Consider the following 11923-nt stretch of genomic DNA (forward strand, 5'->3'; position numbering starts at 1 on the left):
AAGCTCTCGGCTTCGCTCGAGCAGGGGAGACCCCACTGAGCAGGGGAGACCCCACTCGCCCTGCGGCACGACTGCCCACAGTCGGGTGAAGAGTAGGGGTGGACCCGGCCTGCGGTAAGGCCGCCCACAGCTGGGTGGGAGAGCGGGCCGCACGACTCCCCCACACCCAAGGGGGAGGGGTGAGGCACCCGTCCCGGGGTTCAGGGCTGCTTCGGGCCGATGCCCAGGGCCTGTGTGGTCGTCGGGTTGATCAGGAGGATCAGGGACGCGACCGCGACGACGGCGAGGGCGATGCCCGCCGGAATGGCGATGCTGTCGGCCTGCAGCAGCTGCCACGCGACCGGGAGCGCCAGGATCTGGGTGATGATCGCCGGCCCCCGGCTCCAGCTGCGCAGCCGCAGCAGCCCCCGCGCCGCAGACAGCGGAATCGCGGCCAGCACGATCAGGGTGACTCCCCCGGTCTCGGCCTGCGTCACATCGTCGACCGTGCCGCTGAGCCCCTGCATCAGCATCCACACGCCGAGGGCGAGCAGCGCGGCTCCCTCGGCCGCGGCGAGCCCCGCGGCCACGGTCACACGCGGAGGGCGCTCTACGGACGTCTCGGACCCGGCGGTCTGCTCACTGCTCACCCTTGCAGGGTAACGGGCCCTCCACCCCGGCCCGCCGCACCCGCCCCCTGTCCCCCGCCCCCTTGCCTCACCCCTCCCCCACCACCCCTCCCGGCCACCGCTCCCGGCCACCCCTGGGTATGGGCGAGATCAACCGCCCTGGGTACGCTTCCCGCATGCGCGCACTCCTCGTGGTCAACCCGGCAGCAACCACCACCAGTGCCCGCACGCGCGACGTACTGATCCACGCCCTCGCCAGCGAGATGAAACTCGAGGTCGTGACCACGGAGTACCGCGGCCACGCCCGCGACCTCGGCAGGCGGGCCGCGGAGGGCGGGAACGTGGAACTGGTCGTCGCCCTCGGCGGCGACGGCACCGTGAACGAGGTCGTCAACGGCCTGCTGCACGAAGGTCCCCGCCCCGAGAGCCTGCCGGGCCTCGCGGTCGTCCCCGGTGGCTCCACCAATGTCTTCGCCCGCGCCCTCGGCCTCCCGAACGACCCGGTCGAGGCCACCGGCGCTCTCCTCGACGCCCTGCGCACGGGCAGTCACCGCACCGTCGGCCTCGGCCTCGCCTCCGGCACGGAGGGCAGCGAGGACGAGGGTGTCCCGGCACGCTGGTTCACGTTCTGTGCCGGGCTCGGCTTCGACGCGAGTGTCATCGGCCGGGTCGAACAGCAGCGGGAACGCGGCAAGCGCTCCACCCACGCGCTGTACGTGCGCCAGATGGTCCGCCAGTTCCTCGGCGAGTCGAACCGCCGGCACGGCACGATCACGCTCAGCCGCCCCGGCGCGGACCCCGTCAGGGATCTTGTGCTGTCGATAGTCTGCAACACCTCCCCCTGGACCTACCTGGGCAATCGGCCCGTCTACGCGTCTCCGCGGGCGTCCTTCGACACCGGTCTCGACGTGCTCGGCCTGAGCAAGCTGTCGACGCCCGCGATGGCCCGGTATGCCACCCAGCTGCTCACCTCGTCCCCCGAGCGCGGCCCGCACGGCAAGCACGCCGAACTGCTGCACGATCTGACGGACTTCACCTTGCAATCCAAGGTTCCGCTCCCCCTTCAGATGGACGGTGACCACTTGGGGCTGCGTACGAGCGTCACCTTCACAGGCGTTCGCCGTGCACTGCGTGTGATTGTGTGAGTGGAAGGGCCCAAAGTCCTTTCACTCGAACGTTTAGACCAGGATCCACCCCATGGAAGTACGGCTGTGAGCTAGCCGACACCGAGGAATCAAAAAAAACTTTCCGGAAGGGGTTGTATCCGCCGTCGAGGTTTGCGAATCTCTTCTTGGCGCTCGACGCGGCTCGCACCACCAGCCCCACAGAGAGCCGAACCCCCTCCTCTTCTCACAGGACCTCCACCAGGAAACTGGCCAGGGCCCTTCCGTTGCGGAGGGATTCGTGAAAGCGTTCACATTCACAAGCAACCTGCCAAGAGCACTACCTAGGAGATGGAGCAGCCATGGACTGGCGTCACAACGCCGTTTGCCGCGAGGAAGACCCCGAGCTGTTCTTCCCCATCGGCAACACCGGTCCTGCGCTGCTGCAGATCGAGGAAGCCAAGGCCGTCTGCCGTCGCTGCCCCGTCATGGAGCAGTGCCTGCAGTGGGCGCTCGAGTCCGGCCAGGACTCCGGCGTCTGGGGTGGCCTCAGCGAGGACGAGCGCCGCGCGATGAAGCGCCGCGCCGCCCGCAACCGAGCCCGTCAGGCCTCCGCCTGACACTCCGCCCCGCACGGACCTGAGCCCGGCGGCGCGTACACCGCGTACGCACTCCCCCGCCCCCGAGCCGCAGCGCGCAGCACCCTCAGTGCGCCCCCACCGCCTCAGTGGGAGGTTCCTCTCGGAGCCGCATGAAGCTTTGAGCCCCCGACCGACCGGTCGGGGGCTTACTGCTGTCCGCCCTGCGCAGCCGAGCTGTCCGTCCCGCGCAGCCGAGCCCCGCACCGGTGGCGCTCCCCCGCCGACTCCTGCCTGCCGACGCGCGCTCGCCTACCGCTGCGCCCTTGCCTACCGCTGCGCGCTCACCGGAATGTCGAGGAGCACCTGCGTCCCCCGCTCCGGTGCGGGCCGCATGTCGAAGGTCCCTCCGAGCTCGCCCTCGACCAGGGTGCGCACGATCTGCAGACCGAGGTTGCCGGCGCGCTGGGCGTCGAAGTCCTCGGGCAGGCCGATGCCGTCGTCCTGGACCGTGATCAGCAGGCGGGCCTCCTTGCTGGTGCCGCCGCGGACCGCGGAGACCTCCACCGTGCCGTGCTCGCCTTCGCGGAAGCCGTGCTCCAGCGCGTTCTGCAGGACTTCGGTGAGCACCATCGAGAGCGGGGTGGCCACCTCCGCGTCGAGGATGCCGAAGTGCCCGGTGCGCCGGCCGGTGACCTTGCCCGGGGAGATCTCGGCGACCATCGCGAGCACCCGGTCGGCGATCTCGTCGAACTCGACGCGCTCGTCGAGGTTCTGGGACAGCGTCTCATGGACGATGGCGATCGAGCCGACCCTGCGCACCGCCTCCTCCAGCGCCTCCCGGCCGCGCTGCGACTCGATCCGGCGGGCCTGCAGCCGCAGCAGGGCGGCCACCGTCTGGAGGTTGTTCTTCACCCGGTGGTGGATCTCCCGGATGGTGGCGTCCTTGGTGATCAACTCGCGTTCGCGGCGGCGCAGTTCGGTGACGTCCCGCAGCAGCACGAGCGAGCCGATCCGGGTGCCCTTCGGCTTGAGGGGGATGGCGCGGAGCTGGATCACGCAGTCGGTGCCCTCGACCTCGGTCTCCCGCGGTGCCCAGCCGCTGGCCAGCTTGACCAGCGCCTCGTCGACGGGTCCGCGCGAGGGGGCGAGCTCTGCGGTGGCCTTGCCCAGGTGGTGGCCGACGAGGTCGGCGGCGAGGCCGAGCCGGTGGTACGCGGAGAGGGCGTTCGGCGAGGCGTACTGGACGATGCCGTCGGCGTCGAGCCGGATCAGCCCGTCGCCGACGCGCGGTGAGGCGTCCATGTCGACCTGCTGCCCGGGGAACGGGAAGGCCCCGGCCTCGATCATCTGCGCGAGATCCGAGGCGCTCTGCAGATACGTGAGCTCCAGGCGGCTCGGGGTGCGTACGGTCAGCAGGTTGGTGTTGCGCGCGATGACACCGAGCACCCGGCCCTGTCTGCGTACGGGGATGGACTCGACCCGGACCGGGACCTCCTCGCGCCATTCCGGATCGCCCTCGCGCACGATCCGGCCCTCGTCGAGCGCCGCGTCCAGCATCGGGCGGCGGCCGCGCGGCACCAGATGGCCGACCATGTCGTCCTGGTACGAGGTGGGGCCGGTGTTGGGGCGCATCTGGGCCACGGACACATAGCGCGTGCCGTCGAGTGTGGGCACCCACAGGACGAGGTCGGCGAAGGAGAGGTCGGAGAGCAGCTGCCACTCCGAGACCAGCAGATGCAGCCACTCGAGGTCACTGTCCCCGAGGGCGGTGTGCTGGCGTACGAGATCGTTCATGGAGGGCACGTGGCCGAGCGTACCCACACCCGCGGGCCGCGGCGCTGGGAGGGACCCTCAGCCCTCCCGGCACCGCAGCCCGGAGTTGCATCGGTCATCGGGCGTGCGGGCCCGGGGACCGAGTGGGGGGCGCGAGCGCGGTCAGGGCAGAGAGCGCCGCACCCCACTCCGCTCTTCTGTGCGGGAAGAGCGGAAGTTCATTGTTCACCACCTGCGTGGCGGCCTGCTCCCGCATTGTGGACTAGACCATTCTCGGATGTCCATGCGTCGGCAGCGGTTCGTTCCTGTCGATTCTCCCAGTGTCTACCCGCTGGTAAAAGTTCATGCCTGCGAGGGAAGTCTCGGTTCGGTACCGGATCGGACGGATCAGATGGTCTCCGTGACCTTGGCCAGGGCGCGCGGGGCGTCCGGGTCCTGGCCTCGGGCGATGGTGACCTCGTAGGCGAGGAGCTGGAGGGGAAGGATCTCCAGGACGGGCTGCAGCTCCTCCGGGAGGTCCCGGGTGGGCAGTTCGAAACCGCCCGAGGCGGCGGCGACCTGGCGGCCGGGCCCGATGACGACGAGGTCCGCTCCGCGGCCGCGGAGCCGGTCGAGCACGGGCTGCAGCGCCTCGCCACCCTTGCCGTCCGGGACGACCGCGATGACCGGGGAGATGTTGTCGACCATCGCGAGCGGCCCGTGCAACAGGTCCGCCCCGGAGTACGCGAGGGCGGGGATGTAGCTGGTCTCCATCAGTTTCAGCGCGGCCTCCTTCGCGGTCGGATAGCCGTAGCCGCGCGAGGTGATGACCATGCGCTCGGCGAAGCGGTAGCGGGCGGCCAGCTGCTTCACCTCGTCCCCGCGGGCGAGGAGGCCGGCGGCCAGGTCCGGCAGCCGGGCGGCCTCGGTGCCCGCACCGCCGCGCAGCCCCTCGACAAGGAGATGGAGGCTGAGCAGGGAGGCCGTGTAGGTCTTCGTCGCGGGGAGCGCCCTCTCGGGTCCGGCGAGGATGTCGATGTGGTGCTCGGAGAGCGCGGCCAGCGGGGAGTCGGGGTTGTTGGTCACGGCGAGCGTGATCGCACCGGCTTCGCGGGCGGCCTTCGTGGAGTCGAGCAGATCGGGTGAGCCGCCGGACTGGCTGACCGCGATCACGAGGACATCGCGCAGGTCGGGGCGGGCGCCGTAGGCCGTGGTGGTCGACATGGAGGCGAGGCCGCAGGGCAGGCCCAGACGGATCTCGAGCAGGTACTTCGCGTACAGGGCGGCGTGGTCGGAGGTGCCGCGGGCGGTGAGCAGGACGAAGCGGGGGGCGCGGGCGGCGATCCGCCCGGCGACGGCGCGGATCTTCGGTGCCCCCTGCTCCAGGATCCGGCGGAGGACGGCGGGCTGCTCCGCCATCTCGGCTGCCATGATCCGGCCCGCCTGATCACTGAGAGGCGACATGGGTGGCTACCTTCCCGGGTTGACCTGACCTCAGTCTCCCCCTGGGAGCGCCGGGGCGCCGCTCCGCGCACGGGCGGAGCAGTTCCGGGGGCAGGGCGGGCCCCGCTCTGTTAGATTGGTCTATACCACGAAACGTCTTCTCTCACCCACCGTCCAACTCTCCAGATCGGCAGGCCCAGCGTGGAAGTTGTCATCGTCAAGGACGCCAAGGCAGGCGGCGAGCTGATCGCGGGGGCCATCGTGGACCTCCTGGCCCGCAAGCCCGACGCGCTGCTCGGCGTGGCCACCGGCTCCACCCCGCTGCCCGTCTACGACGCACTGCTCGCCCGGGTGGGCGCCGGTGCGGTGGACGCCTCCAGGGCCCGCATCTGCCAGCTCGACGAGTACGTGGGACTGCCCGCCGGGCACCCCGAGTCGTACCGGGCGACCGTGCTGCGCCAGGTCGTCGAGCCGCTCGGGCTGCCCGCCGGCCAGTTCATGGGGCCCGACGGCAGCGCGGAGGACGTCCAGGCGGCCTGCGATGCCTACGACGCGGCGCTGGCCTCGGCCGGCGGGGTGGATCTGCAGATCCTCGGCATCGGGACCGACGGCCACATCGGCTTCAACGAGCCCTGCTCCTCGCTCGCCTCGCGTACGCGGATCAAGACGCTGACCGAGCAGACCCGGATCGACAACGCGCGCTTCTTCGACGACGACATCGACCAGGTGCCGCACCACGTGATCACCCAGGGCATCGGCACCATCCTCGATGCGCGGCACCTCGTGCTGCTCGCGACCGGCGAGGGCAAGGCGGAGGCGGTGGCGCAGACCGTCGAGGGGCCGGTCGCCTCCCTCGTGCCGGCCTCGGCGCTGCAGCTGCACCGGCACGCGACGGTCGTGGTCGACGAGGCCGCCGCCTCCAAGCTCAAGCTGGCGGACTACTTCCGCCACACCTTCGCCAACAAGCCGTCCTGGCAGGGGATCTGAGGGACCGCACCCCCTGAGGGGCCGCCCTCAGACCGGCTTGCGCCAGACGGAGATGTGCTTCGCGGAGTCCTGGGTGAACGGCGTGCCGTCCCAGTCCGCGAGGCGCCGCTCCGGCTCCAGACCGGCCAGCTTCGCCATCAGGTCCAGTTCGGCCGGCCAGGCGTACCGGTGGCGGGAGTTCTCGCGCCGGTAGCGGCCGTTCTCCCCGTCGCGCGTGAGGTGGTGCGAGGTGAGGACCTGTTCGACGAGGTCGAAGGTGTCGAAGCCCAGGTGGCGCTCGGAGACGTCGAAGGGCACGGCGACCTGGCCGGGCGGCAGCAACCGCAGGGGCGGTACGCCGAGTTCGATGACGAAGCGGCCGCCGGGCGCGAGGTGGCGGGCCGCGTTGCGGAAGCACTCGACCTGCTCGTCCTGTGTGAGCAGGTTCGAGATCGTGTTGTACACGAGATAGACCAGGGCGAATTCACCGGGCACGCGGGTGGTGGCCATGTCCCCGATGGTCACCGGGAGCCGCTCCGCGTCCACCTTGCGGCGCAGCACCGCCGCCATCGGCTCGGACAGCTCGATGCCCGCCACCGGTACGCCGCGCTCGCGCAGCGGGACGCCGACGCGTCCCGTACCGATGGCGAATTCCAGCGCCCGGCCGTCTCCGGCGAGTTCGGCGAGGAAGTCGAGGGCCGGTCCGAGTGCGGCGGCCGAGGAGGATTCGGCCTCCTCGGCGTCGTAGCGTTCGGCCATGGCCTGGGTCCACAGTTCGCTGCTCGTCACAGCAGAACACTCTGCCGTCGGGCGGGTGACCGTGTCGACGCGGTTTTCCGAGGACGGGAACGGCCCTGGCGTGGGGAATCCCCGTACCAGGGCCGTCCGGTGCGTGTCCGGCGGACGGAATCAGTGACCGGAACCCGCCGTCTTCGGCAGCTCCGCCTTGACGCCCGGGTCGCCCGCGTCCGCCGTGTAGTCGGCGGGGCTCGTCTCGTCGACGCCCTCCGGGGCCTTGGCCGCGCGGAGGACGAAGGTCAGGACGATCGTGACGACCGCGTTGAGCACGAAGGCCGTCAGGCCGATGTAGCCCATCTCGCCGATGCCCGGGATGTTCGCCTGCGAGCCGGCGAAGTGCTTCTGCGTCGGCGAGGAGACGTTGTACGCCGCGATCGTGCCGTAGAGCATGCCGACCGCCCAGCCGGCGAGCAGTGCCCAGCGGTGGAACCAGCGCGTGAACAGGCCGCCGACCAGGGCCGGGAAGGTCTGCACGATCCAGATGCCGCCGAGCAGCTGGAAGTTGATCGCGACCGTCTTGTCCATGCCGAGGACGAAGATCAACGCGCCCACCTTCACGAGCAGCGAGACCAGCTTGGAGACCTTGGTCTCCTGTGCGGCCGTGGCGTCCGGCCTGATGAAGTCCTTGTAGATGTTGCGCGTGAACAGGTTGGCCGCCGCGATGGACATGATCGCCGCCGGGACCAGCGCGCCGATGCCGATCGCCGCGAAGGCGACGCCCGCGAACCAGTCCGGGAACATGGTCTCGAAGAGCTGCGGAATGGCCAGCTGGCCGTTCTCCACCGTGATGCCGGCGGCGATCGCCATGAAGCCGAGCAGCGCGAGCAGACCCAGCATCACCGAATACAGCGGCAGGATCGTGGTGTTGCGGCGGATCACCTCGCGGCTCCTGGAGGAGAGCGTCGCGGTGATCGAGTGCGGGTACATGAACAGCGCGAGCGCCGAACCGAACGCGAGGGTGGCGTACGCCCAGTGGGAGGCCTCGCCGGGAATCAGCGAGCCCTTGCCGGTCTCGGCGAACTTCTCGCTCGCCGAGCTGAAGATGTCGTCGAAGCCGCCGAGCTTGATCGGGATGTAGATGATCGCGACGGCGATCACGATGTAGATCAGCGTGTCCTTGACGAACGCGATCAGCGCGGGAGCGCGCAGACCCGAGGAGTAGGTGTACGCGGCGAGCACACCGAAGGCGATGAGCAGCGGCAGGTCCTTGACGAACCAGTTGGTGTTCTCGCCGCCGCCGACGCCCATCACGTCCAGTACGGCCTGGATGCCGACCAGCTGCAACGCGATGTACGGCATCGTGGCGAGGATGCCGGTGACGGCGACCGCCAGCGACAGGCCCTTCGAGCCGAAGCGCCCGCGGACGAAGTCCGAGGTGGTCACGTAGCCGTGCCGGTGCGAGACCGACCACAGGCGCGGCAGGAAGGTGAAGATCAGCGGGTAGATCAGGATGGTGTACGGGACGGCGAAGAAGCCGGCCGCACCCAGGGAGTAGATCGCCGCGGGGACGGCCACGAAGGTGTAGGCCGTGTAGAGGTCGCCGCCGAGCAGGAACCAGGTGACCCAGGTGCCGAACGAGCGGCCGCCCAGGCCCCATTCGTCCAGGCTGTGCTCGTTGGCGGCTCTGCGCCAGCGTGCGGCCAGGAAGCCCATGACCGTGACGAGCACGAAGAAGAAGATGAAGACGGCGAGTGCGACGCCGTTCACGCCGTCGTTCATGCCGAGGCACCCCCGTCCTGCTGCGCGGCGGCCGCGGCGGCCTTGCGGGCGCGCTGGTCACGCTTCCACAGCTGGTACGCGGTCATCGTGAGTCCCGTGGAGATCACGACCCAGAGCATCTGGTACCAGTAGAAGAACGGGATGCCGATGAACTTGGGGTCCGTCTTCGTGTACGAGCTCACCCAGAGCATCGCCACGAACGGCGCGAACAGACACAGGCCGATGACGATGCGGACCGGTGTCACCACCGGTTCGTTCCGGTCCCGCGCGCCTGGTTTCTCCAACATGAAGCATCCCCCGATCGCTCTCGCTGCTGTTGATCACTCGGCTTGGTGCGCAGGCAATCTAGGGGATGCTTCTCGCGTGGCGGAACCCCCTGTCCGGTTATCGGTACCGAAGCAGGGGGCGTTGTCCGCACTTGTTCCTGTGGGTTCCCGTGGGGCCGGTCCTCGGCGGGGCTTGTTCCTTCGGCTTCCTTCGGCCTCAGTCCTGCGGGCGCTTGAGGCGGGCCACGAACTTGTAGCGGTCGCCGCGGTAGACGGAGCGGACCCACTCCACCGGCTTGCCCTCCGCGTCCAGCGAGTGGCGGGAGAGCATCAGCATCGGCAGCCCCACGTCCGTACCGAGCATCGCCGCCTCGGTGGGGGTGGCCAGGGAGGTCTCGATGGTCTCCTCGGCCTCCGCGAGATGGACGTCGTAGACCTCGGCGAGCGCGGTGTAGAGCGAGGTGTACTTGGCCAGCGAGCGGCGCAGCGCCGGGAAGCGCTTGGCCGACAGGTGGGTGGTCTCGATGGCCATCGGCTCGCCGTTGGCCAGACGCAGGCGCTGGATGCGCAGGACCCGGCTGCCCGCCGTGATGTCGAGCAGTCCGGCGAGCGAGTCATCCGCCGTCACGTAGCCGATGTCGAGGAGCTGCGAGGTGGGTTCGAGGCCCTGGGCGCGCATGTCCTCGGTGTACGAGGTGAGTTGGAGCGACTGCGAGACCTTGGGCTTGGCCACGAAGGTGCCCTTGCCCTGGATCCGTTCGAGGCGCCCCTCGACCACCAGTTCCTGCAGGGCCTGGCGCACGGTGGTGCGCGAGGTGTCGAACTCGGCGGCGAGCGTGCGCTCCGGCGGTACGGGGGTGCCGGGCGGCAGCGTCTCGGTCATGTCGAGCAAGTGCCGCTTGAGGCGGTAGTACTTGGGGACGCGCGCGGCACGCGGGGTGCCCGTCGCTTCCGTCCCCGTGGCGTTGCCGCCGGCGCTGCCCGGCTCGGTGCCCATACGTCCGCCCGTCTCCTGGCCGCCGCCGAGTGTGGCGCTCGCTCGCGGCTCCTGTGCTGCTGCCGTCACCGGCTCCTCCGTCTGTCGCGGCTCACATCCTGACACGGCCCTGTCCCGGCCTGCCGCTGTCGCTCAGGTGTCGGTCCGGTAACGGGATGAGGGACCCCTCTTATACACCCTTGACACCCCTAAAGGTCTAGGCCAAGCTCCCCGTACTGGTCTACACCATTAAAGATCAGGTCCCAGCCCCACGGGAGTACTTGGCGTATGTCACCGCAGGGGGCAGGGGGGTGGGCAGATCCCTGAGGAGGGTGACGTGAAGCGCAAGCTGATTGCGGCCGTGGGCGTCGCAGCGATGATGTCCGGTGTCGCGGCCTGTGGCTCGGACAGCGGCAGCGAAGGCACGAAGGACAAGGACGGTAACACCGTCCTCAAGGTCTGGGTCATGGACGGCTCCGCTCCGGAGGCCTGGATCAACGAGGTCAACAAGGAGTTCGAGGCCCAGCACGAGGGCGTCAAGGTCAAGGTCGAGACCCAGAAGTGGGACGGCATCCAGGAGAAGGTCACCACGGCCCTCTCCGAGGACACCCCGCCCGACGTCATCGAGCTCGGCAACACGCAGACCGCGGGTTACGCCGCCACCGAGGGTCTCGCCGACCTCAGCGGTGACAAGGAGCAGCTGGGCTACGACGGCTGGAACAAGGGCATGCTGCCCTCCGCCGAGATGGACGGCAAGCTGTACGCCGTGCCGTGGTACGCGGCCAACCGTGTCGTCATCTACGACAAGAAGGCCTACAAGGACGCCGGCGTCAGCGTGCCGAAGACCCGCGACGAGTGGATCGACGGCCTGAAGAAGCTCAAGGCCGACGGCGCCAAGCAGCCCATCTACCTCCCCGGCCAGAGCTGGTACGTACTCGCCGGCTTCATCTGGGACGAGGGCGGCGACCTCGCGGTCAAGGACGGCGACAAGTGGAAGGGCACCATGTCCTCCGCCGAGGCCACCAAGGCGATGAACTTCTACAAGGAGCTGCAGTCCTACTCCACCGCCCCCAAGGACAAGGACGAGGCGACTCCGCAGCAGTCCACCGACATCGTGCCCAAGGGTGATGTCGCGTCCTGGATCGGTCTGGGCTGGGAGGCCGGCGGCGCCATCGCGGCCATCGAAGAGGCCGGCGGCAAGGCCGACTTCGGCTACTTCCCGATCCCGGGCAAGACGGCCGACAAGCCGGGCAGCGTCTTCTTCGGCGGTTCCAACCTGGCCGTCCCCGCGCGCTCCGCGAACCAGGACCTCGCCAAGGAGTGGCTGGCCCTCGCCGCGGGCAAGGACCAGATGGCCAAGTACAGCGAGGCCGTCGCGGGCGGTCTGCTGCCGAACAACGAGGCATCGCAGTTCACGCCCGAGGCCGGCTCCTTCGCCGAGGCCATGGGCCAGGCCGCCTCGGTCGGCAAGATCACCCCGGTGACCCCGGGCTGGGCGAACGTCGAGACGAACCCCAACCCGATCAAGGAGTACATGACCAAGGTACTCAAGGGGACCGACCCGGCGAAGGCCGGCGAGGAAGCCGACAAGGTCATCACCGAGCGCATCAACCAGGAGTAGCACTCCCCCGGGCGGTACGGCCGGCGCCCTGACGCCGGCCGTACCGCCCGTTCATGCGGGGGTGGTGGACCCGCGTACTGCCGCAGAGCC

Annotated in this window: 11 protein-coding genes; 4 read left to right on the plus strand and 7 right to left on the minus strand. The window is 69.6% G+C overall.

Annotated features, from left to right (window positions below; translation table 11 throughout):
• Positions 1–200: 200 nt before the first annotated feature.
• Positions 201–629 carry a hypothetical protein gene (locus ACLF6P_RS20005; protein ID WP_415951914.1) on the minus strand — a complete coding sequence of 143 codons (429 nt, stop codon included), beginning with the start codon at positions 627–629 and terminating at the stop codon, positions 201–203.
• Between the two features lie 155 nt (positions 630–784).
• Between ACLF6P_RS20005 and ACLF6P_RS20010 the strand changes: the two genes are divergently transcribed.
• Positions 785–1753 (plus strand): diacylglycerol/lipid kinase family protein, encoded by a 969-nt coding sequence (locus ACLF6P_RS20010; protein WP_415951915.1) that lies wholly within the window; start codon positions 785–787, stop codon positions 1751–1753.
• A 320-nt stretch (positions 1754–2073) separates the two neighbouring features.
• Positions 2074–2331 (plus strand): WhiB family transcriptional regulator, encoded by a 258-nt coding sequence (locus ACLF6P_RS20015; protein ID WP_016639615.1) that lies wholly within the window; start codon positions 2074–2076, stop codon positions 2329–2331.
• 288 nt (positions 2332–2619) lie between these two features.
• On the opposite strand, the gene ACLF6P_RS20020 is transcribed toward ACLF6P_RS20015, so the two are convergent.
• Complete coding sequence (locus tag ACLF6P_RS20020) at positions 2620–4086, minus strand: sensor histidine kinase (protein ID WP_415951966.1); 1467 nt, start codon at positions 4084–4086, stop codon at positions 2620–2622.
• Between the two features lie 366 nt (positions 4087–4452).
• Positions 4453–5508, minus strand: a complete 1056-nt coding sequence (locus tag ACLF6P_RS20025) for an SIS domain-containing protein (RefSeq protein WP_415951916.1) — start codon at positions 5506–5508, stop codon at positions 4453–4455.
• Positions 5509–5688: 180 nt separating this feature from the next.
• On the opposite strand from ACLF6P_RS20025, the gene nagB reads away from it, so the two are divergent.
• Positions 5689–6474: a glucosamine-6-phosphate deaminase gene (gene nagB, locus ACLF6P_RS20030; RefSeq protein ID WP_415951918.1), complete on the plus strand. Its 786-nt coding sequence runs from the start codon at positions 5689–5691 to the stop codon at positions 6472–6474.
• A gap of 27 nt (positions 6475–6501) precedes the next feature.
• On the opposite strand, the gene ACLF6P_RS20035 is transcribed toward nagB, so the two are convergent.
• The 4 genes from ACLF6P_RS20035 to ACLF6P_RS20050 all read right to left on the minus strand — a co-directional run bounded on the left by ACLF6P_RS20035 (position 6502) and on the right by ACLF6P_RS20050 (position 10233).
• Positions 6502–7242, minus strand: a complete 741-nt coding sequence (locus tag ACLF6P_RS20035; RefSeq protein WP_415951919.1) for a class I SAM-dependent DNA methyltransferase — start codon at positions 7240–7242, stop codon at positions 6502–6504.
• A gap of 120 nt (positions 7243–7362) precedes the next feature.
• Positions 7363–8970 carry a monocarboxylate uptake permease MctP gene (gene mctP, locus ACLF6P_RS20040; RefSeq protein WP_415951921.1) on the minus strand — a complete coding sequence of 536 codons (1608 nt, stop codon included), beginning with the start codon at positions 8968–8970 and terminating at the stop codon, positions 7363–7365.
• The gene (locus ACLF6P_RS20045) at positions 8967–9257 is read right to left on the minus strand and encodes a DUF3311 domain-containing protein (RefSeq protein ID WP_415951922.1); all 291 of its coding nucleotides are present in this window, start codon (positions 9255–9257) and stop codon (positions 8967–8969) included. The genes mctP and ACLF6P_RS20045 overlap by 4 nt, the downstream gene beginning before the upstream one ends.
• A gap of 196 nt (positions 9258–9453) precedes the next feature.
• Positions 9454–10233 (minus strand): GntR family transcriptional regulator, encoded by a 780-nt coding sequence (locus tag ACLF6P_RS20050; RefSeq protein WP_415951968.1) that lies wholly within the window; start codon positions 10231–10233, stop codon positions 9454–9456.
• 316 nt (positions 10234–10549) lie between these two features.
• On the opposite strand from ACLF6P_RS20050, the gene ACLF6P_RS20055 reads away from it, so the two are divergent.
• Positions 10550–11833 (plus strand): extracellular solute-binding protein, encoded by a 1284-nt coding sequence (locus tag ACLF6P_RS20055; RefSeq protein WP_415951923.1) that lies wholly within the window; start codon positions 10550–10552, stop codon positions 11831–11833.
• Positions 11834–11923 lie beyond the last annotated feature (90 nt).

The sequence above is a fragment of the Streptomyces lothianensis genome, from assembly GCF_047779955.1.
Taxonomy (GTDB): Bacteria; Actinomycetota; Actinomycetes; order Streptomycetales; family Streptomycetaceae; genus Streptomyces.

What these genes read in the sequence shown, in the direction of transcription:
- ACLF6P_RS20010 (WP_415951915.1), top strand. Translation starts at nt 785, where the DNA reads ATGCGCGCACTCCTCGTGGTCAACCCGGCAGCAACCACCACCAGTGCC.
- ACLF6P_RS20015 (WP_016639615.1), top strand. Translation starts at nt 2,074, where the DNA reads ATGGACTGGCGTCACAACGCCGTTTGCCGCGAGGAAGACCCCGAGCTG.
- ACLF6P_RS20020 (WP_415951966.1), bottom strand. Translation starts at nt 4,086, where the DNA reads ATGAACGATCTCGTACGCCAGCACACCGCCCTCGGGGACAGTGACCTC.
- ACLF6P_RS20025 (WP_415951916.1), bottom strand. Translation starts at nt 5,508, where the DNA reads ATGTCGCCTCTCAGTGATCAGGCGGGCCGGATCATGGCAGCCGAGATG.
- mctP (WP_415951921.1), bottom strand. Translation starts at nt 8,970, where the DNA reads ATGAACGACGGCGTGAACGGCGTCGCACTCGCCGTCTTCATCTTCTTC.
- ACLF6P_RS20045 (WP_415951922.1), bottom strand. Translation starts at nt 9,257, where the DNA reads ATGTTGGAGAAACCAGGCGCGCGGGACCGGAACGAACCGGTGGTGACA.
- ACLF6P_RS20050 (WP_415951968.1), bottom strand. Translation starts at nt 10,233, where the DNA reads ATGGGCACCGAGCCGGGCAGCGCCGGCGGCAACGCCACGGGGACGGAA.